Source organism: Stutzerimonas stutzeri, from assembly GCF_000935215.1.
Taxonomy (GTDB): Bacteria; Pseudomonadota; Gammaproteobacteria; order Pseudomonadales; family Pseudomonadaceae; genus Stutzerimonas.
In genome coordinates, this window is sequence record NZ_JXXD01000139.1 from 1 (window position 1) to 19,535 (window position 19,535).

At 66.6% G+C, this 19,535-nt stretch carries 19 protein-coding genes; 7 read left to right on the forward strand and 12 right to left on the reverse strand.

The window, feature by feature from the left end; genetic code table 11:
- The first annotated feature begins 190 nt into the window (after nucleotides 1-190).
- On the forward strand, nucleotides 191-1,855 hold the full coding sequence (gene pgm, locus LO50_RS14580; RefSeq protein ID WP_044315459.1) for a phosphoglucomutase (alpha-D-glucose-1,6-bisphosphate-dependent): 1,665 nt from the start codon (nucleotides 191-193) through the stop codon (nucleotides 1,853-1,855).
- Nucleotides 1,856-1,871: 16 nt separating this feature from the next.
- Here pgm and LO50_RS14585 read toward each other — a convergent pair whose 3' ends face one another.
- The 7 genes from LO50_RS14585 to pbpG form a co-directional block, all read right to left on the reverse strand.
- Nucleotides 1,872-2,057 carry a hypothetical protein gene (locus LO50_RS14585; protein WP_044315460.1) on the reverse strand — a complete coding sequence of 62 codons (186 nt, stop codon included), beginning with the start codon at nucleotides 2,055-2,057 and terminating at the stop codon, nucleotides 1,872-1,874.
- A gap of 111 nt (nucleotides 2,058-2,168) precedes the next feature.
- Entirely contained in the window at nucleotides 2,169-2,774 is a 606-nt protein-coding gene (locus tag LO50_RS14590) for an eCIS core domain-containing protein (RefSeq protein WP_003303774.1), read from the reverse strand.
- A gap of 79 nt (nucleotides 2,775-2,853) precedes the next feature.
- Nucleotides 2,854-4,923 carry a maltose alpha-D-glucosyltransferase gene (gene treS, locus LO50_RS14595; protein WP_003303772.1) on the reverse strand — a complete coding sequence of 690 codons (2,070 nt, stop codon included), beginning with the start codon at nucleotides 4,921-4,923 and terminating at the stop codon, nucleotides 2,854-2,856.
- A gap of 57 nt (nucleotides 4,924-4,980) precedes the next feature.
- On the reverse strand, nucleotides 4,981-6,519 hold the full coding sequence (locus LO50_RS14600) for a PepSY domain-containing protein (protein WP_003303770.1): 1,539 nt from the start codon (nucleotides 6,517-6,519) through the stop codon (nucleotides 4,981-4,983).
- Between the two features lie 5 nt (nucleotides 6,520-6,524).
- Nucleotides 6,525-8,573 (reverse strand): TonB-dependent receptor, encoded by a 2,049-nt coding sequence (locus LO50_RS14605; protein WP_044315461.1) that lies wholly within the window; start codon nucleotides 8,571-8,573, stop codon nucleotides 6,525-6,527.
- A gap of 122 nt (nucleotides 8,574-8,695) precedes the next feature.
- On the reverse strand, nucleotides 8,696-9,085 hold the full coding sequence (locus LO50_RS14610) for a DUF2946 domain-containing protein (protein ID WP_003303767.1): 390 nt from the start codon (nucleotides 9,083-9,085) through the stop codon (nucleotides 8,696-8,698).
- Between the two features lie 125 nt (nucleotides 9,086-9,210).
- Nucleotides 9,211-10,149: a D-alanyl-D-alanine endopeptidase gene (pbpG, locus tag LO50_RS14615; protein ID WP_003303765.1), complete on the reverse strand. Its 939-nt coding sequence runs from the start codon at nucleotides 10,147-10,149 to the stop codon at nucleotides 9,211-9,213.
- Nucleotides 10,150-10,385: 236 nt separating this feature from the next.
- Between pbpG and LO50_RS14620 the strand changes: the two genes are divergently transcribed.
- Nucleotides 10,386-10,694, forward strand: coding sequence for an ElaB/YgaM/YqjD family protein (locus LO50_RS14620; RefSeq protein ID WP_003282345.1), 309 nt, complete (start codon nucleotides 10,386-10,388; stop codon nucleotides 10,692-10,694).
- A gap of 12 nt (nucleotides 10,695-10,706) precedes the next feature.
- The gene (locus LO50_RS14625) at nucleotides 10,707-11,318 is read left to right on the forward strand and encodes an NAD(P)-dependent oxidoreductase (protein ID WP_003303764.1); all 612 of its coding nucleotides are present in this window, start codon (nucleotides 10,707-10,709) and stop codon (nucleotides 11,316-11,318) included.
- Here the strand turns inward: LO50_RS14625 and aroE are convergent.
- Both aroE and hemF read right to left on the reverse strand, forming a co-directional pair.
- Nucleotides 11,315-12,127, reverse strand: coding sequence for a shikimate dehydrogenase (aroE, locus tag LO50_RS14630; RefSeq protein ID WP_003303762.1), 813 nt, complete (start codon nucleotides 12,125-12,127; stop codon nucleotides 11,315-11,317). The two genes, LO50_RS14625 and aroE, sit on opposite strands and share 4 nt — an antisense overlap.
- A 63-nt stretch (nucleotides 12,128-12,190) precedes the next feature.
- Nucleotides 12,191-13,111 carry an oxygen-dependent coproporphyrinogen oxidase gene (gene hemF, locus LO50_RS14635; RefSeq protein WP_003303760.1) on the reverse strand — a complete coding sequence of 307 codons (921 nt, stop codon included), beginning with the start codon at nucleotides 13,109-13,111 and terminating at the stop codon, nucleotides 12,191-12,193.
- Nucleotides 13,112-13,264: 153 nt separating this feature from the next.
- On the opposite strand from hemF, the gene LO50_RS14640 reads away from it, so the two are divergent.
- Entirely contained in the window at nucleotides 13,265-14,242 is a 978-nt protein-coding gene (locus LO50_RS14640) for a quinone oxidoreductase family protein (RefSeq protein WP_003303759.1), read from the forward strand.
- Between the two features lie 54 nt (nucleotides 14,243-14,296).
- Here the strand turns inward: LO50_RS14640 and tsaC are convergent, their stop codons facing one another.
- The 3 genes from tsaC to LO50_RS14655 all read right to left on the reverse strand — a co-directional run bounded on the left by tsaC (nucleotide 14,297) and on the right by LO50_RS14655 (nucleotide 17,237).
- Nucleotides 14,297-14,854 carry an L-threonylcarbamoyladenylate synthase type 1 TsaC gene (gene tsaC, locus LO50_RS14645; RefSeq protein WP_044315462.1) on the reverse strand — a complete coding sequence of 186 codons (558 nt, stop codon included), beginning with the start codon at nucleotides 14,852-14,854 and terminating at the stop codon, nucleotides 14,297-14,299.
- A 176-nt stretch (nucleotides 14,855-15,030) separates the two neighbouring features.
- Nucleotides 15,031-16,128: a DNA-processing protein DprA gene (gene dprA / locus LO50_RS14650; RefSeq protein WP_036999832.1), complete on the reverse strand. Its 1,098-nt coding sequence runs from the start codon at nucleotides 16,126-16,128 to the stop codon at nucleotides 15,031-15,033.
- Nucleotides 16,129-16,211: 83 nt separating this feature from the next.
- Nucleotides 16,212-17,237 carry a LysM peptidoglycan-binding domain-containing protein gene (locus LO50_RS14655; RefSeq protein WP_003303753.1) on the reverse strand — a complete coding sequence of 342 codons (1,026 nt, stop codon included), beginning with the start codon at nucleotides 17,235-17,237 and terminating at the stop codon, nucleotides 16,212-16,214.
- Between the two features lie 148 nt (nucleotides 17,238-17,385).
- Here LO50_RS14655 and def point away from each other — a divergent pair, with 148 nt between their 5' ends.
- The 3 genes from def to LO50_RS14670 all read left to right on the forward strand — a co-directional run.
- Nucleotides 17,386-17,892 carry a peptide deformylase gene (gene def, locus LO50_RS14660; protein WP_003303751.1) on the forward strand — a complete coding sequence of 169 codons (507 nt, stop codon included), beginning with the start codon at nucleotides 17,386-17,388 and terminating at the stop codon, nucleotides 17,890-17,892.
- A 210-nt stretch (nucleotides 17,893-18,102) separates the two neighbouring features.
- Entirely contained in the window at nucleotides 18,103-19,047 is a 945-nt protein-coding gene (fmt, locus tag LO50_RS14665) for a methionyl-tRNA formyltransferase (RefSeq protein WP_003303749.1), read from the forward strand.
- A partial coding sequence (locus tag LO50_RS14670; protein ID WP_044315463.1) for a transcription antitermination factor NusB occupies nucleotides 19,044-19,535 on the forward strand: 492 nt, incomplete at its 3' end. The genes fmt and LO50_RS14670, both read left to right, overlap by 4 nt.

Below are 19,535 nucleotides of genomic sequence, written 5' to 3' on the forward strand. Positions count from 1 at the left end.
CTGCGGCGGAGGTTCCGGCGGGGCGACGAGCGCGCATGGCCAAAACGTCGCAGGCTGGATAACGCCGCGTATGGAACCGCCGGCGCTGATGCGGTCGAAGCTCTGGATAAATGGCGCCGACTGGCGTTTCATTCGCTTCGCGCCACGCCCGCCTGGGCCGACGTACCGCCTTTTCGCACAGGACTGACCGATGAGTATCGCCGCCAACGCAGGACGCCTGCCCGACCCGCACACCCTGACCCACCTGCCACGCCTGGTGGCGCGTTACTACAGCGACCGGCCGGACCCGTCCGACCCGGCGCAGCAGGTGGCGTTCGGCACCTCCGGGCACCGCGGCTCCTCGCTCAAGGGCAGCTTCAACGAGTGGCACATCCTCGCCACCACCCAGGCGATCTGCGATTACCGCCGCCAGGAAGGCATCGACGGCCCGCTGTTCATGGGCATGGACACCCACGCGCTGTCCGAACCGGCATTCATCTCGGCGCTGGAAGTACTGGCGGCCAACGGCATCGAGACGCGCATCGACGCCGGTTGCCCGGAAACCAGCGGCGAGCCGGGCTACACGCCGACGCCGGCGATCTCCAACGCGATCCTCAAGTACAACCAGGGCCGTAGCAGCGGGCTGGCCGATGGCATCGTCATCACGCCATCGCACAACCCACCGGGCGATGGCGGCTTCAAGTACAACCCCACCAACGGCGGCCCGGCCGACACCGGTGTGACCAAGTGGATTCAGGAACGCGCCAATGCGCTGCTGGTCGCCGGTCTCGATGGCGTCAAGCGCATGGATTACCGCCAGGCGCTGAAGGCCTCGACCACCCAGCGCTTCGATTTCATCGACGCCTATGTCGGCGGGCTGGAGCGGGTGATCGACCTCGACGCCATCCGCGGCTCGGGCCTGAAGTTCGCCGTCGACCCGCTGGGCGGCGCCGGTGTGCACTACTGGCCGCGCATCGCCGAGCGCTTCGGTTTGCCGCTGGAGGTGCTGTCCACGGTGGTCGACCCGACCTTCCGCTTCATGCGCCTGGACTGGGACGGCAAGATCCGCATGGACTGCAGCTCGCCACATGCCATGGCCGGGCTGATCGAGAACAAGGACCGCTTCGACGTGGCCTTCGCCTGCGACACCGACCACGACCGCCACGGCATCGTCACCCGCTCCGGCGGGCTGATGAACCCCAACCATTACCTGGCGGTGGCCATCGAATACCTGTTCACCCATCGCCCGGGCTGGAGCGCCGAGGCCGGCATCGGCAAGACGCTGGTGTCCTCGTCGATGATCGACCGCGTCGCCGCCGGCATCGAGCGTCGCCTGGTGGAGGTACCGGTGGGCTTCAAGTGGTTCGTCGACGGCCTGATGGATGGCAGCCTGGGCTTCGGCGGCGAGGAATCGGCCGGCGCTTCGTTCCTCGACAAGCAGGGCGGCGCCTGGTCCACCGACAAGGACGGACTGATCCTCGGCCTGCTCGCCGCGGAGATCACCGCAGTCACCGGCAAGGACCCGAGCGAGCGCTACAAGGCGCTGACCGACCGCTTCGGCGCGCCGGTGTATCAGCGCATCGACGCCGCGGCCAACCGCGAGCAGAAGGCACGCCTGGGCAAGCTCTCCGCGTCGCAGGTCAGCGCCAAGGAGCTGGCCGGCCAGCCGATCACCCGCATCCTCACCGAGGCACCGGGCAACGGCGCGGCCATTGGCGGGCTGAAGGTGGAAACGGCGAACGGCTGGTTCGCCGCACGGCCGTCCGGCACCGAGGACGTCTACAAGATCTACGCCGAGAGCTTCGAAGGCGAAGCGCACCTCAAGCGCATACAGGCCGAGGCCAAGGCGCTGGTGGATTCGGTGCTGGCCGGCTGAGGACCAAGGCCCGGCGTCAGGCGTCGGGCTTCAGCTGCTGGCGGTCACTGATATTGACCGCCAGCTGCGCGGCTTCGACGTCGTCAGTCAGGTAGCGGCTGATGCCATTGGCATCGGTGACCCGATAGAGCGTGGCGATATCCGGGTGGCGCAGGTGCTCGGGAATGTCGGCGCCCTCGAGCTTGGTCACGGTCACACTCATGGCTCGGCTCCTGTTGGCGGTGTCTGTCTGGCATGTGACTGCGCCGCAGCCGATGCGATCCGCTGAAACCGCCTCCGGACCCAGCGCATCCGACACGACGCGAGCGCCCGTTCAGGGCAGCGCATCCAGCGCCTTTTCCACCTCCAGTTCCAGCGCATACGCCGGCTGTTCCACGGCGCGGTGATCCAGCGTGTAGCGCCGGGCGAACTCCGCGACGCCCCAATCCAGGTACTGTTCGACGTGCTTGAGCTCGTGGGCCCAGAGCGCGACGTTGTCCTGCGCGTCGCTGGCGTGGCGGAAGACGATTACGTCGATCAGGGTCACGGCGTTGACGTCCGGGTTGCGCAGCAGCGTGTTGCCGGCATTCAGCGCGACCTCGTCGCCGACGCGATAATGCGCGCTTTCCAGCACGACCAGTTCGAAGAAGGGTTCGAGCTGCGAGCGGATATGCAGCGGCATCGGCTCGACGCCGCCGGCCACCAGGCGATCGCGCGATTGTTGAATCCAGCTCTGCAGCGCCAGCGCGGCCAGGCGCTGTACGCGGTCGTACACGGCCTGGGTGTCGCTTGCCGAGCCGGGCACGCAGAGGCAGCTGCCACTCAGGCAGATCGGTTGCTGGCCGGGCGGGCAGGCGGTCTGTGCCAGAGCCGGAGCGCCGGCCCAGGCCATGCATGCGAGCAACAGGGGGAGGCGGCGAAGAAGCGGGATGAACGACACGCGAAGTCCTCGAAGGCGAGGGCGAGCCCCGGACCGGTGCGCACTATAGCCGTGCGCCCGGGGCTCGCGAAGAGGGCCTTCAGATCACCGGCGACGCGGCGCTCACCACGCGCAGGGCCAGGCCTTCGTAGGGGTCGAGGTTGAAGGTCAGCTCGCAGTTCTCGGTGAGGTCGCCTTCGACCCGCTCGTGGATGATGTCCACTACCGGGCCGGGCGCGACGCCGGGCAGGCAGACGGTTTCGCTGATGGTCTCGGCGCTGAAGTTCAGCGCGGTGATCTGCACGCCTTTGCCGGCCGGCAGTTCGTGAACCATGATCAACAGCCCCGGCGCCTGCACATCGGGAATCAGGATCTGCTTGCTCGCGGCGATGTCGTAGGCCTGGCGCACGCTGAGGATGCGCTTGAGCTGGCAGGCGAAGGAGCCGCCGTGCTGCAGCTGCTCGGCCAGGCTGCCGTACAAGGCGCGGGCTTTCGGCAAGCCTTCGGCGGACGTCGACGCCTCGGGTGCCAGGTCCGCCAGGTCATAACCGCCACGGTTGATCCAGCGCGTGTCGCCATCGCCCATCAGATGCTCGACCTGCTCGGGCGCCAGCGGCAGGGCGCCGACCAGATCCCAGCCGGAGAGGGCGAACACGCCGGGCTGCATGGCATTGAACATCACCAGCAGGAGATGCAGGCGCTGGATCTGCTCCACTTCGGCTGGGCCGATGGCGTCCAGATCACGGATATTCAGCGCCGCCGCGATCACGCTGGCGGTGGTGCAGGCCACGCCGTTGGTGACGAACTTGAGGTTGTAGGGCGCGTGCTCGCCGGTCAGCCGTTCGTACAGCTCCTCACGAATCAGCTCGCGCAGGTGCCCGCCGGGCAGCGTCTGACCCTTGTAGTGGTAGTGGTCGTAGGCATGCAGCGTCCAGAAATGCACCAGCTCCAGGGTCAGCTCGTCGTGGTTCTGCAGCGCATGGATCAGCGAGGCCGGGTCGATGCCGAAGGCGTGCACCTCGCGCAGCATCATGCGCAGGAACTCGGTGTCGCCGGTCACCAGCGCGTGGTGGTAAGCCGGACGGGTGATGAAGTCGTAGGACAGGTCGGCGCCGCCGTGGGACATGGCGGCGATGTCGTCGATGGTCAGGTTGAGTTCCTGGAAGCTGAAACCACCGGCCTTGCGGATCGCGCCGGCGAGCAGCTGGTTGCCGGTGACCGACAGCGGGTGGCCTTCGGACCAGGCGGTGCCCTCGGCCCGTCGCTCGACGCCGAGGAAACCGTTGGCATCCAGGCGCAGCACCCGCGCGCCGGCGACGTCGATGGCATGCAGGGCATCGCCGATGATCAGCTGCTGGGCGGCGAAGGTCGGATCGAGCCAGTTCAGCGAGGGCTGGCCTTCCTTGAAGTAGTGCAGGTAGACCCAGCGCCTGACCTTGCCGTCGACGCCGGTGATCTCGCCGGTGACGCTCCAGTCGGTGTCCTTGATGCCGGGCTCGAAGAAGATCACCCGCTGCAGCTGGCCGACGATGTAATGCTTTTCATGCAGGCGGTCGACCACCGGCGGTTCGAGGTTGACCGAATCGCGTCCCGGCGGCACCTCGGGCAGCAGTTCCCAGTCTTCCTCGCGGATCTCCACCATGTGGTAGAGCCCGGGGTAGTCGCCGTAGGCCATTTCCGCGAGGCGGAAGTCGGCGCCCTTGCCGGTGTGCGCCGGAACGATGTCGTCGATGACGATGGCGTTGTGCGCGGCGGCGACCCGGCTGAGCTGCAGCATCTGCTCTTCGGTGCCCAGCTTCGGGTCGATATCGAAGCTGATGCGATCGAAGTTGCCGTCGATGGTCGGCGTGAATTCGCGACCACGCAGGCCACCGGAGCGTTTCATCGGACCGTTGTGAATGCCCTGCACACCCAGCTCGGAGAGCGCGCTCCACAGGCGATCATCACCCAGCGCTTCGAGCACCGTACCGCCCTCCGGGGTGATGATGGCTGCCGGGTAGGCGGTGAACCACACCGAGCCGATGGCGCTGGCATCGCGCGGCCGTGCCTGGGCGTAGGGCCGCTGCCAGAGCCGCGCCTGGCCGGCGTAGAGGCGCGAGCGCTCGCGCGCCGCGTGCAACATGGACTGGTCCACCAGCCACTGGATATAGCTATCGTCTGGGGTGCTCATGCGACCTCGGTTCCCGCTGTGCTAAGGGAAATGTAGTCGTTTGAGTCGAGTGCTCCGTCATCGTTGCATCGGATCGTCCGCCGAAGTTGTCCCGGCCAGCCGCGACGGCCGGGCATCCGACGCGGCCCGTGGCCGACCGCGCAGACGGCGCCAGCCCAGCAGCACGCCGCTGACGGCGATCACCAGCATGCCGGCGCTGAACGCCAGCAGCAGGCCGTCACGCAGCAGCGGCCGTTGCAGCAAGGGCAGCCAGTCCCAGCTGTGCAGCAGCTTGAACACCCAGCGCACGGCCCGCCGGCGCTGGTCCAGCTGTTCGATGACGGTGCCGCTGTAGGGATCGATGTGCAGCCAGGTCGCCGCCGGATCGTCGAAACGCACCCGCAGCAGCGGCAACCGTCGCGGCAGATGGCTGTAGAGGCTCGGTTCGCTGCGGGCGTAGTAGTGGAAGTCTTCCTGTTCCAGCCAGTCGAAGCGCAGCCGCTGCTCCGGCCAGGCCTGGCGGACCTGGCGCTCCAGCACCGCGCGTTCCAGGCGCAGCTGTGCCGGCGCGGAACTGGTCGCCGACAGGATGCGGGTTTCACCCCTGGCATCGATGCCGAGCAGATAGGGCTGATCACCGAGCACCTGCCATTGCAGTTCCACCGCCGCGATACCGGCCTCGCGGAAACGTGCCAGCGTGGCGCTCAGATCCGTATCCAGCGCTTCGGCATTCAGCGGCGCTTGCTGCAGCGCGGCGGCGTCGATGGTCGAGCGTTTCTCGAACAGGCTCCAGGGCTCCATCGACAGCATGCCGCTGACCAGCCAGACCAGCAGCGCCACGCCGATCAGCAGGCCGCCAACGTGATGCACGCGGCCAGCACCGGCCGGGTAGGGCGAGTGCGAGCCGTTGCGGTAGCGGCCGGCGAAGCGCCAGCGCAGCAGCCCGATCGCCATGCCCAGCAGCACCAGCACCGCGGCGAGCAGCGCACCGTAGACCAGCGCCACCGACCAGAGCGCCTTCGGCATTACCTCACGCAACGGGTAGAACCAGTGCAGCCAGGCCCCCAGCAGGTTCCAGGCACGCTCGTGGGCCGTGGCGTCGCGCACCACCAGCCCGGTATGGCTGGACACGTACAGCAGACGCCGTTCGGCATCGTCCGCCTGGAGGCGATACAGCGGTCGCTCGCGGGCCAGCGCATGATTGCGCGTCCAGGCGTCCTCCTCGACCCGGTCGAGCAAGCGCACCTCGGCACCGGCGAATTGCCGCGCGCTGGCCAGGGCCTCGGCAGCGCCGATGTGTCGGATGCGCGTGCCGCTGCGTGCATCCACCACCAGCAACGGACCGTCGCCGTAGTCCAGCAGATAGCGCGGCGAGCCACCGGCGCCCGTCAGACGCAGGCTGAGCGGGGTACGCGGGTCTGCGCCGGCGGCAAGCGCTGCGCCCGGTGCGATGCAGCAATCGGCACTCAGCGGCTGCAAGCGCGACAGGTGCTCGGCCGGCGTCAACTTGGGATAAGCGACGAAGAGCATCACCACGCCGCTGACGATCCAGAGCAGGACGAACAGGCCCAGCCCGATGCCCAGCCAGCGGTGCGCGAGGTACAGATAGCGCTTCATGGCGGTCAGAAGTCCAGAGTCACGGCGGCATACAGCGCGCGGCCATCACCCGGCGCATGCAAGGTCTCGGCACCGTCGTACCAGACGTACTCGTAGTAGCGGTCAGTAAGGTTCTTCAGCTGCAGGTCGACGGCCAGCTGCTCGGTCAGCTGGTAGCTGGCGCCCAGGTTGAACAGCACGTAGCCGCCGTACTTGCCCTGGATGTTCTCGCGCTCGAGGTAGTAGTCGGTCTGGCCGTTGAGCCAGGCGCTGAGCTGCAGCTCCGGCGCCGCCTGGTAGGTGCTGCCGGCCGAGTACAGCCGCTGCGGCACGTGGTCGATCTGCCGGCCCTGGCTGGCCGGCAGGCTCGGGTCGGCCTTCTCGATCTCGGAGAACTGCCAGGAGTGCGCCAGCCACAGGCTCAACTCCGCGCTCGGGTAGAGGTTGAGCTGGGCGTCGTAGCCCCAGCGGCGCGTCTGCCCGAGGTTCTCCGATTCACCGCTGGGGTCGTTGAGCCGGCGCCGCACCTCGTCCGTGGCCACCTGCTCCCAGTAGGCGATGCGCCCATCGATCCAGTGCGCTGGGCTGAACTTGATGCCGGTTTCCCAGCCATCGTTGATCGATGGCGAGAGATCGCTGGTGCGCGGCGGCACCTTGTAGGCGGCCGCACCCGTGCCGATCTGGAAGGTCCGGCCCCAGTTGCCATACAGGCTCAGCTGCTCGATGGGGGTGTAGATCAGGCTGATCTTCGGCTGCTCGATGCTGCCGTAGTCGTTGATGGCGTAATCGTTGCCACTCAGCTCATCGGTGAAATCGCCCCTGATGCGATCGACGCGAAACGCCGGGATGATCTTCAACGACTCGACCGGCTGGATCACCGCCTGCAGGTAGGCGCCGTAACTGTCGTAGTCGAAACGCTGGTCGCGGGTCTGGGTCACGACCTGGCGCTCGACGGTGGTGTAGCGCTCGCTGCGGTTGCGCTGCTGCTCGGTGTCCAGGCCGCCTTCGAGGGCCAGGTCATGCAGCCAGGACAGGACCGGCCGGTAGGTCAGCGAGGTGCGCGCGCCGTAGTGTTTCTCTTCCGTCGTGCGCCGCTGTTGCGGCTGGGCCTGGGAGAAACGCACCCAGCGGTCGTCGTCCAGGGTGTTGAGCCAGACCTTGGTCGACCAGCTGAGATCGCTGGCCAGCTGGCTGTCCAGATGCAGGCTGAGCTGGTTCATGCGCCGCTCGCCCATGTCGCTGGCCGACAGCGCATAGGACCGGCGTGGCGAGTGCCGTGCGTCCTCACGCGACAGGTAACCCGGCTCGTCGGCCTCGGCCTCGTAGTGCCGGGCGATCAGACCCAGGCGCCAGTTGCCGTCATCCGGCGTGTAGAACCATTTGCCGGACAGGCTGGTGCGTTCGCTGCCGGCATGGTCGCGATAGCCGTCGCTTTTCTGCTGGCCGATGAAGTAGTTCTGCGTCCAGTTGCCGCTTTCGATGCCCTTGGCCAGCTGCAGCTCCTGGGTGTCGTAGCTGCCGTAGCGCAGGCGCGCCTTGCCGTAGTCGCCACCGATGCGCGACTGCACGGCGACGTTACCAGCGATGTTGTACAGGCCATAGCGCGGGTCGTTGGTGCCACGCACCACCTCGATGCCGTCGATCTCCAGCGGAAACAGCATGTCCAGATAGGGCATGTTGCCGTCGTTGCTGTTGCTCGGGACACCGTCGATCAGCAGCTTGACCGCGTTGACCTCGCCTTCGCCATTGAAGCCGCGAAAGGACAGCTTGCCGGAGCTGGTGCCCTGGCCGAATTCGGTGAGCATCACCCCCGGCGCACGACGAAAGAGCTCCCAGGCATAGAGCACCGGTTGCTGTTCGAGGATGTCGCCGCCGAGCAGATCGACCGAGCTGATCACACTGCTGGTCGGCAGGCCACCACCCGACTGGGTCGCGGTGACGGTGCTGCTGCCCAGCGACAGGGCGGAGGCGGCGGTATCGGCAAGGCTTGCCGGCACATAGGCAGCGGCCAGGGCCGCGACAAGCAGACAGGGCAGCGCAGGGCGCCGCGAAGGGTGCGCAGGATGTTCGAGCATCTCGCATGTTCCTTGTGCAACAGGCAGGGCCGTACGGCGAATAGCCGCAGGCGGACGCCAACACCACAGTGGTCAGTGCAGGCAGTTCAGGCGTAGCAACGAGGGGGGTGACGCCGGCGGCGTCAGGCGAGGGGAGAGGCGCGAGGATTGAGGGCCGGCCACTGTTGCCGTGGCGACGGCCGATGGGCACGGGCTTCGACAATGAGGACAGGGCCGCCCCGAATGTCCTGCGGCAACAGCGGCGCTGCGCCGGGCAGCGCCGCCAGGCCCATCGAACCGGCACAGCAGCAGCACGGCGGCATCCCGCCATGGGCGCTCGGCTCATGCTCGCCATGGGCCGTCGACTCGTGCAGCGCGTGCGAGTGCTGCTGCGCCTGCATCAGCGGGCAATGTCCGCTCCAGCCGAGCAGCCGCTTGGCATCCGCCGGCAACAGGCCCGACAGCGGCATGCTCAGCAGATGGATCAGCAGGGCGAAGCTGGCGAACCAGGCGGGGAGGCGGCGGCGTGTCATCGGTGATCCGAGCAGGCGCAGGTATGCATGGCGTTCATGACAGGAACGACTCTCAACAAAAAGAGTTGAGCAAACTCACGAATGTTCGCTGCGCGACGCACTCGCCACGCAACGAACAGCGGACCTCAGCGGGCGTCGAGCAGTGCCTGCGCCGCGTCGGTGGGCTGGCCAGCCAGCTGGCGCTGCGCCTGCTTCTGCTGCTTGTAGGCCAGCGCGGCGGCCGGCACCGGCGTCACGGTGCCGGTTTCCAGCCATTTCTTCAGGCGGTTGGCATCGGCCATGTGGGTGTACTTGCCGAACGCGTCGAGCACCACGAAGGCCACCGGGCGCTGCTTCATGGTGGTGCTCATCACCAGGCAGTGGCCGGCGGCATTGGTGAAGCCGGTCTTGCTCAGCTGGATGTCCCAGTTGTTCTTGCGTACCAGGGCGTTGGTGTTGCGAAAGCCGAGGGTGTAGTTCGGCTTGCGGAAGGCCACGGTCTTCTCGCCGGTGGTGCTGAACTGCTGGATCAGCGCGTACTGGCGACTGGCGCGGATCAGCTTGACCAGGTCATTGGCACTGGAGACGTTGCGCTCGGACAGCCCGGTGGGCTCGACGTAATGCGTGCGGGTCATGCCCAGCGCCCGCGCCTTGGCGTTCATCGCCTGGATAAAGGCCGAGTAGCCGCCCGGATAGTGGTGGGCAAGGCTCGCAGCCGCGCGGTTCTCGGAAGACATCAGGGTCAGCAGCAGCATCTCGCGACGGCTGATCTCGCTGCCGATACGCACGCGGGAGAACACGCCCTGCATCTCCTTGGCATCGCGGATGGTCACCGGCAGGGCCTGATCCAGCGGCAGCTTGGCATCCAGCACGACCATCGCGGTCATCAGCTTGGTCACCGAGGCGATCGGCACCACCATGTCCGGATTGCTGGAATAGAGCACTTCGTTGGTCTTCAGGTCGACCAGCAGGGCGCTGCCGGAGGCGAGTTCCTGAACGGTCGGCTTGGCGGCTTGGGCATGGATGGCTGGCAGCGCGGCCAGGCAGGCGAACAACAGACTGGCGAGGGTACGACGAAAGTTCACGATGGGTTTTTTCCCCGCGATGGAAGGGCGAAATGCGCTAAATGCGACGTGGTAGACGTTGCGCCAGTATAGGGAATCGCCCGCAGACTCGCCTCTTTCCGATGAACGGTTCGTCGGACGAAGCAGCGCCAGAGCAGCCGCTTGAGGTTCCGGCCGGCGCTGCATGCGAAGACCGGGCCGCACCTCTGCCTGTTTTCGGAGTCCAACAACCACACTTACCGAGGGGAGGTCCCACCATGTCCCGTTTCAGCAAAGCCACCACCCGCGAAGAAGTCCAACACGAGATCGACAGCCTGATGCGCGCGCTCGATGAGCTCAAGCACGATGCCGCCCACGACTCGCGCAAGCGCCTGAGCGCACTGCGTTCGCGTGCCGAGTCGCTCTGGCACGACAACGATTGGGATGAGCACTATGCCGATATCTCCCGACGCACTCGCGAAGCCAGCCGTGCTGCGCGTGAATGCGCCAAGGAACATCCGCTGGGCACCCTGGCCCTGGCCGCGGGCGCCTTTGCCGTGATCGGCTATCTGATCACCCGCCGCTGATCGGCAACCGTCATGCTCAATGCCGAAACGCCGCGGTTGAAGTTCGCCCTGTACGGCGCCCACGACGACCTCGGCAGTGCGCTGCTGGTGGAGCTGCTCAGCCGCCAGCATGAGGCCGTGGCATTGCTCGACGACCTCAATTCGATAGCCGCCCGGCCGGGTCTACGGACCAAGCCGGGCGACCCGTTCGATGCAGTGAGCGTCAGCGAGAGCGTGGCCGGGATGGATGCGGTGGTCTGCCTGTTTCAGACGCCGCGGCTGCCGGGAGCCGATGCGGTTACCGGCGAGTCGCCCCAGCGCGATTTCTACCAGGCGGTCGAGGCACTGTTGCTCGGCCTGGAGCGTGCCAAGGTGGAACGCCTGCTGCTGGTTGCCGATTTCCCGGCAATCGAGCTGCAGCCGGAAGTCGAAGCGGCGCTGCAACGCCTGATCGCCCATCCGCTGAACTGGACGCTGGTGGACGCGCCCTCAGCCGGTGACCAGCTTACCGTCGAGGCGCTGGCCGAAGCGGCTGGCAAGGGCGACGCCAATCCCTATCGGGAGCTGCAGCGCATCGCCGCCGGCATCGTCGATGAACTGGAAAGCCCCCAGCACATCCATCAGCGCATCCACTTCAGTAGCTAACTAAGCTGCCGGCGCAGTTCGGCAAGCACCGGCGCGCTGTCGGGGCGTACGCCGCGCCACAGTTCGAAGGCCTCCGCCGCCTGCTCGACCAGCATGCCGAGCCCGTCACGAGTGTCCGCGCCCAGCGCTGCCGCCCACTGGCAGAACGCCGTGGGCCTGGCGGCGTACATCATGTCGTAGCAGAAGGTCTGACCTGGCCGGATCAGGCTGTCGGCCAGCGGTGGCAGTTCGCCACCGAGGCTGGCCGAGGTGCCATTGATGATCAGGTCGACCGGTTCGGTAAGCTCGGCGAAGGTGCTGGCGGACAGCGGGCCCAGTTCGGCGAATTCCTGCGCCAGCTGTTCGGCCTTGCTCGGCGTGCGGTTGGCGATGATCAGCGCCGCGGGCTTGTGTGCCAGCAACGGCTCGAGCACGCCGCGCACGGCCCCGCCGGCGCCGAGCAGCAGGATGCGCTGTCCACGCAGCGCCACGCCGGCCTTCAGCAGATCGCTTACCAGCCCGGCACCGTCGGTGTTGTCACCGAGCAGGCGGCCGTCTTCGAGCTTCTTCAGGGTATTCACCGCGCCGGCCCGGCGGGCACGCTCGGAGAGTTGATCGGCCATCCCATAGGCCTGTTCCTTGAACGGCACGGTGACGTTGGCGCCCTGGCCGTCGCGGAAAAACGCGCGGGCGAACCCGGGAAAGTCGTCCAGCGGCGCCAGCAGCGGTTCGTAGCTCAGCGCCTGGCCGGTCTGCGCGGCGAACAGGGCGTGGATCTGCGGTGATTTGCTGTGGCCGATGGGGTTGCCGAAAACGCCGTAGCGGTCCATGGGACTCCTAAGATGAAAGCAGGAAGCTTGAAGCTTGAAGCTTTTTTCTTCCCGCTTCCAGCTTCAGGCTTCCTGCTCTCCAAGCCAATCGCGGTCCTGCAGGAAGTATTCAGTCAGGCGCGCTTCCGGAGTGCCCGGTTCGGGATGCTTGTCATAGCCCCAGGCCACTTGCGGCGGCAGCGACATCAGGATGGATTCGGTACGCCCGCCCGATTGCAGGCCGAACAGGGTGCCGCGGTCGTAGACCAGGTTGTATTCGACGTAGCGGCCGCGGCGCAGCAGCTGGAACTGCCGCTCGCGGTCGCCGAACGGCGTGGCCTTGCGGCGCTGGACGATGGGCAGATAGGCGTCGAGGTAGGCATCGCCGACCGCGCGCATGAAGGCGAAACTGGTGTCGAAATCCCACTGGTTCAGGTCGTCGAAGAACAGCCCGCCGACGCCGCGCGGCTCGTGGCGGTGCTTGATGTGGAAATAGCGATCGCACCATTCCTTGTAGCGCGGATAGACATCCGCACCGAACGGCGCGCAGGCGTCCCGCGCGACCCGGTGCCAGTGCACGCAGTCTTCTTCGGCGCCGTAGTAAGGCGTCAGGTCGAAGCCGCCGCCGAACCACCAGACCGGTTCCTCGCCTTCCTTCTCGGCGATGAAGAAGCGCACGTTGGCGTGGGAGGTGGGTACATACGGGTTGTGCGGGTGGATCACCAGCGACACGCCGAGGGCCTCGAAGCCGCGCCCGGCCAACTCCGGGCGATGGGCGCTGGCCGACGGCGGCAGGCTGTCGCCATGCACGTGGGAGAAGTTCACGCCGCCCTTCTCGATCAGTGCGCCATTCTCGATCACGCGGGTCCGGCCACCACCGCCACCGGGCCGCGTCCAGGCATCCTCGACGAAGCGCGCGCCGCTATCTTCGCCCTCCAGCGCAGCGCAGATGCGGTCCTGCAGATCGAGCAGGTAGGCTTTGACGGCTTCGGTCCTGTGGTTCACGAAATCACCTTGCAAATGGCCGCTCGCAGCCCCTCGAGGCGCGGCTGAGCGGTGCTTGAAACGGGGTCGGCCGGCAAGCATAGCATTCAGCCGATTGACGAACGCAGCCCCGGCGGGTTGGATAGACGCTCTTTCAATGACCAGGAGCCAGACATGTCCCAGCGCATCCAATTCAGCCAGCACGGCGGTCCCGAAGTCCTGGAACAGGTCGATGTGCCGCTCAGCGCGCCGGCCGCAGGCGAAGTGCGGGTGCGCAACCATGCCATCGGCCTGAACTTCATCGATACCTATTTCCGTGGCGGTCTGTACCAGCCGCCGAGCCTGCCATCCGGGCTGGGCGTCGAAGGTGCCGGTGTGGTCGACGCGGTGGGCGAGGGCGTGCAGCACCTGCAGCCGGGCGATCGGGTCGCCTATGCCACCGGCCCGCTGGGTGCCTACGGCGAACATCACACGCTGCCGGCGCGGCATCTGGTCAAACTGCCGGATTCGATCAGCTTCGAGCAGGCTGCCGCGGTGATGCTCAAGGGCCTGACCTGCCAGTACCTGCTGCGCCAGACCCACTCGCTGCAGGCCGGCGAGACGGTGCTGTTCCATGCCGCCGCCGGTGGCGTCGGATCGATCGCCTGTCAGTGGGCGCGCGCACTGGGCGCACAGTTGATCGGCGTGGTGGGCTCGGCGGAAAAGGCCGAGCGGGCCAAGGCCCTCGGCGCCTGGGCCACCATCGATCGCACCCGCGAGGACGTGGTGCAGCGCGTGCTGGAGCTGACCGAAGGCAGGAAGTGCCCGGTGGTCTACGACTCGGTGGGCAAGAGCAGCTGGGAGACCTCGCTGGACTGCGTCGCCCCACGCGGCCTGCTGGTCAGCTTCGGCAACGCCTCCGGCGCCGTCACCGGGGTGAACCTGGGTGTGCTGGCGCAGAAGGGCTCGCTGTTCGTCACTCGGCCGACTCTGGCCGGTTACGCCGACACGCCGGAACGGCTGCAGGCCATGGCCGATGAACTGTTCGAGATGATCGGCAGCGGCAAGATCCAGGTCGAGATCGGCCAGCGTTATCCGCTCAGCGAAGCGGCCGAAGCCCAACGCAAACTGGCGGCGGGGGAAACCACCGGATCGACCATTCTGCTGCCCTGACCGCCGCGGCGGCTGCCTTTATAAGGGCAGCCGCGCAGCGGTTTCACCGTCGGTTCAGGCCGGACGAATCACTTCGCCCGTGCGCAGATCGCGAATGACGCTGGGGTTGCGCCGTCCGCCCAGCGGGCCGGTGAACACGGCGTCGAGCTGACGCGGAAAATACTGCTCGACCCGCAGCCGCGAGCGCGCCGCGGGACGACCGGCAGGGTTGGCGGATGTCGAGACCAGCGGGCCGGTCAACGCACACAACCGCGTGACCAGTGGATGATCGGTTACCCGCAGCGCGACGCTGTCGTGCCGCCCGGTGATCCACTCCGGCAGGCGACCGCGATGCGGCACCAGCCAGGTGTTCGGCCCCGGCCAGGTACCAGCCAGGCGGTCCAGCCAGCGCTCGGGCACATCGTCCAGCAGGAAATCGAACTGCTCGATGCTGTCGGCGATCAGGATCAGGCCCTTCTCCACCGGCCGCTCCTTGAGCGCCAGCAGGCGCAGCACCGCCTCTTCGTCCCATGGGTCGCAACCCACACCCCAGACCGCTTCGGTCGGGTAGGCGATCACTCCGCCGGCGCGAACCACCCGCGCCACTTGCTGCACACGCCAATCGCCGATCATGCCGACCTCTGCCTGACTGAAAAACCGGCAGTTTACCCAAGGCATCTGCCGTCGAGCAGGGGGCTGGGCGGCCGATTCGCAACAGCCTGCAACAGACCATCCGCATTTCGAGCGCGCAAACGACAGGGCGTGGATCGGCATTCGCACGACAGGTCTGCTGTGCGGCTCGGCTTCGCCTAATGCGAGATCACCGTCCAGAAACCGTTGTCGCAGGCCACCAGCCCGTCGACTTCCAGTTCGGTCAGCTGCGCCAGCACCTGCCCCAGCGGCTGTTCGAGCACCATGGCCAGTGCTTCGCTGCTGCGCGGGGTGGCCAGCAATTCGCGCAGCAGCGGATTGTCCGGCTGCTTCGGCGTCGGGCCTTCGCCGTCGGACGACCCGACGCGCTGCCAGCCACGCAGGGCTTCGAGCACATCCTCGACCGACTCCACCAGCGCCGCGCCCTGGCGGATCAGCTGATGGCAGCCACGGGCGCCGGGATGATGGATCGAACCAGGAATCGCGTAGACCTCGCGGCCCTGCTCGGCAGCGAGTCGCGCGGTGATCAGCGAACCACTGGACGGACTCGCCTCGACCACCAGCACGCCCAGCGAAAGGCCGCTGATGATGCGATTGCGCCGCGGAAAATTGCTCGCCTGCGGCGGACAGTCCAGCGGCAACTCGGACACCAGCGCGCCGCCTGCTTCGACGATCTGCCGGGCGAGGCCGATGTGACGCTGCGGATACAGCCGTTCCAGGCCGGTACCGAGCACCGCGACGGTCTTGCCGTCAACATCCAGCGCACCCTGATGCGCAGCGCCATCGATGCCCAACGCCAGCCCGCTGGTGATGACGAAGCCGGCACCGGCCAGGCTGCGGGAAAAGGCGTGGGCATTGTCCAGACCATTGCGCGAGGCGCGGCGGCTGCCGACCATCGCCAGCTGCGGTCGCTCGAGCAGGCTCGGATCGCCGGCAATGAACAGCAGCGGGGGCGCATCCGGCAGTTCAGCGAGCAGTGCCGGGTAGTTGGGATCGTCCCAGCAGAGCAGATGCCGGTCCGGCTGCTCCAGCCAGGCGAGGGCGGCACTGGCACGCTCGCGGATGTCGGCACTGCGTCGTGGCTCGGCACAACTGACCGGCAACCCCAGCGACCGCCAGGCACTGGCCGGCGCGCTCAAGGCCGACGCGGCATCGGGAAAGGCGCTCAGCAACTTGCGCAGGCGGCGTGGGCCGAGTTCGGGCAATAGATGCAGACGCAGCCGGGCTTCCAGCTCGGCAGGGGAAATGGCAGGCACGGTGAACACTCCTTGTCTCGTTACACCGCATCCGTGCGGTGTCGCAGCATGAAAAAACCCCGCTTTCGCGGGGCTCTGTTGTTTCAGGGGTTACGGACCTTGTCGCTCACCGCCAGTGAGCGGGTGGCCTGCAGTATCAGGCCGTAGCTAAGCTTGTCGTAGGTGCGGAACACCATCAGCAGACCGGAACGCTCGTCCGGAATCTTCACGTTCTCGCCGGTCACGCGGTCACGTACGGTTTCGCCGGTCTTGTAGACCGCCAGCACGTTGCCGTCCTGCAGACCGTCGCGAGCCCCCTTGTTCAGGGTGACCACGTCGAACTGGCCGATCTGGGTAACGCCACGCGGTACATCGAGAATCACGCCGTCCACATCCGTCGAAGGCGAGCTGGGCATGAACGTCGAGTTGATCGCACGCTCTTCGCTGGGGAACAGGCGATCACCGATGCGGGCTTCCTGGGTGGTGCGGGTCAGGTGCATGGTGGCGATGTCGCCTTCGACCTCGACGATGTCCACGGTGCCGATGTCATCGGCGTTGATGCCGAGGAACTCGCCGGTTTCCGGATCGACGTAGGTCTTGCCCTGACGGAAGATGCCGTACGCCGGCATGTTCTCTTCGAAGCTACCGCGGCCGTAGATGCGGTCGCCCGCGCCGCTGACCACCCGCTCGGCGTTGCCGGCGACGATGTAGGGCGCACCCTGGAACTGCTCGGCGGTGTCGATGATGCGGTTGCTCAGCAGGAAGCTGTTGATCGCCTCCAGCGGAATGGTCGGGATGGCTTCGGCCATCGGCGTGGTGCGTACGGTCGGCGAAAGCTTGATGGTGCCACGCGAGGCGCCGCGGTCGAGCACCAGGCGCGGCTGGCCGTCAACGTAGACCAGGCTCAGGGTGTCGCCGGGATAGATCAGATGAGGGTTGGCGATCTGCGGGTTGGCATGCCACAGCTCCGGCCATTTCCACGGCTCGCGCAGGAAGCGGCCGGAAATGCCCCAGAGTGTGTCGCCCTTCACCACTGTATAACGCTCCGGATGGTTGTCCTTGAGCTGCACCGCAGCCTGGGCGAGCCCGCCAACGGCCACCAGCAGCAGGGCGAGTAGTGATTTCCTCATGTGGTGAATCCCTTTATTATGTGCCTTCACGTAAAGCGCCCTAGCGCCGCGGAACCCTTTTGGATCGCGGCATTAAGCCGTTTTCCATGCTGCTCGGCATCTTAGCAGCGGCTTTTGACTTTATTCCATAAGTGCATCACAAACGCATATGGCCATTCTGAACATCCTTGAATTTCCCGATCCGCGGCTGCGCACCATCGCCAAACCGGTGGATGTGGTCGATGACGGCATCCGTCAGCTGATCGACGACATGTTCGAGACCATGTACGAGGCTCCGGGCATCGGCCTGGCCGCGACGCAGGTCAATGTGCACAAGCGCGTGGTGGTGATGGACCTGTCCGAAGACCGGTCCGAGCCGCGAGTCTTCATCAATCCCGAATTCGAATCGCTGACCGACGAGATGGATCAGTACCAGGAAGGCTGCCTGTCGGTCCCGGGCTTCTACGAGAACGTCGACCGCCCGCAGAAGGTGCGGATCAAGGCGCTGGATCGTGACGGCAAACCCTACGAACTGGTCGCCGAAGGCCTGCTCGCGGTGTGCATCCAGCACGAGTGCGATCACCTCAACGGCAAGCTGTTCGTCGACTACCTGTCCAGCCTCAAGCGCGACCGGATCAAGAAGAAGCTGGAAAAGATCCACCGCCAGCAGGCTTGATTCCCGACCCTCAAAGGCTTGCTATACAGACTGAGTGAAAACGTCGCGAGCGAAGGTTAGGCAAGGACTAGGCGTCCCCGCAAAAACAGGCGAGGAAGCGGAGTTTACGGGTTGTAAATGAGCATTCCGAGCCTGGTTTCAACGCAGCATCAACCGAGCGCAGCAGTTTTCAGCAGCCTGTGCCGCAAGCCTTTTTCTTAGCGAGCCCCCATGACCCAGCCCTTGCGCATCGTTTTCGCCGGCACCCCGGAATTCGCCGCCCAGCACCTGCAAGCCCTGCTCGACGCGGGCAAATCGATCGTTGCCGTCTACACCCAGCCGGATCGCCCCGCAGGACGCGGCCAGAAGCTGATGCCCAGCCCGGTCAAGCAGCTCGCGGTGCAGCACGATATTCCGGTATTCCAGCCGCAGACGCTGCGGGACCCGGCGGCGCAGGCGGAATTGGCAACCCTGCAGGCGGACCTGATGGTGGTGGTCGCCTATGGCCTGATCCTGCCGCAGGCGGTGCTCGACTTGCCGCGCCTGGGTTGCATCAACAGTCATGCCTCGCTGTTGCCGCGCTGGCGTGGTGCCGCGCCGATCCAGCGCGCGATCGAAGCCGGTGACAGCGAATCCGGCGTCACCGTGATGCAGATGGAGGCGGGCCTGGACACCGGTCCGATGCTGCTCAAGGTCAACACACCGATCACTGACGACGACAGCGGCGGCACGCTGCACGACCGTCTCGCCGTACTCGGCTCGCAGGCCGTGGTGCAGGCGGTCGATGCCCTGGCCGACGGCACGCTCGCAGGGGAAGTGCAGGACGATCGCCTCGCCACCTATGCGCACAAGCTGAGCAAGGACGAAGCCCGCATCGACTGGACCCGCCCGGCGCTCGAGCTGGAGCGGCTGATCCGTGCCTTCAACCCCTGGCCGATCTGCCACAGCACGCTCAATGGCGAAACGCTGAAGATTCACGCCGCACGCCTCGGCGAGGGCCAGGGCGAGCCCGGGCACATCCTCGAAGCGAGCAAGGCCGGACTGACCGTTGCCTGCGGTGAAGGCGCCCTGTCGCTGACTCGCCTGCAGCTGCCCGGCGGTAAGCCACTGGGCTTCAGCGACCTGTACAACAGCCGCCGCGAGCAGTTCGCCCCCGGCCTGGTGCTCGGTCAATGAACCCGCGCCTGGCCGCCGCCCGTGCGCTGAGCGTCGTGCTCTCGGGCAAAGCCTCGCTGGGCAGCAGCCTGCCGGAGGTCCTGGGCAAGGTCGACGCCCGCGACCGCGGCCTGACCCAGGACCTGGCCTTTGGCACCGCGCGCTGGCAGCCACGCCTGGCCGGCCTGGCTGACAAGCTGCTGCAGAAGCCATTCAAGGCTGCCGATCGCGATGTCGAAGCCCTGTTGCTGGTCGGCCTGTATCAGCTGCTGCATACCCGCATCCCGGCCCATGCCGCCATCGGCGAAACCGTCGGCTGCGTCGACAAGCTGAAGAAGCCCTGGGCCAAGGGCCTGCTCAACGCCGTGTTGCGCCGCGCCCAGCGTGAGGGCGAAGCCCTGCTGGCCGAACTCGAGCACGATCCGGTGATTCGCGTCGCTCACCCGCGCTGGCTGCAGAAGGCGCTCAAGGCCCACTGGCCCGAGCACTGGGAAGCCATCTGCGCGGCC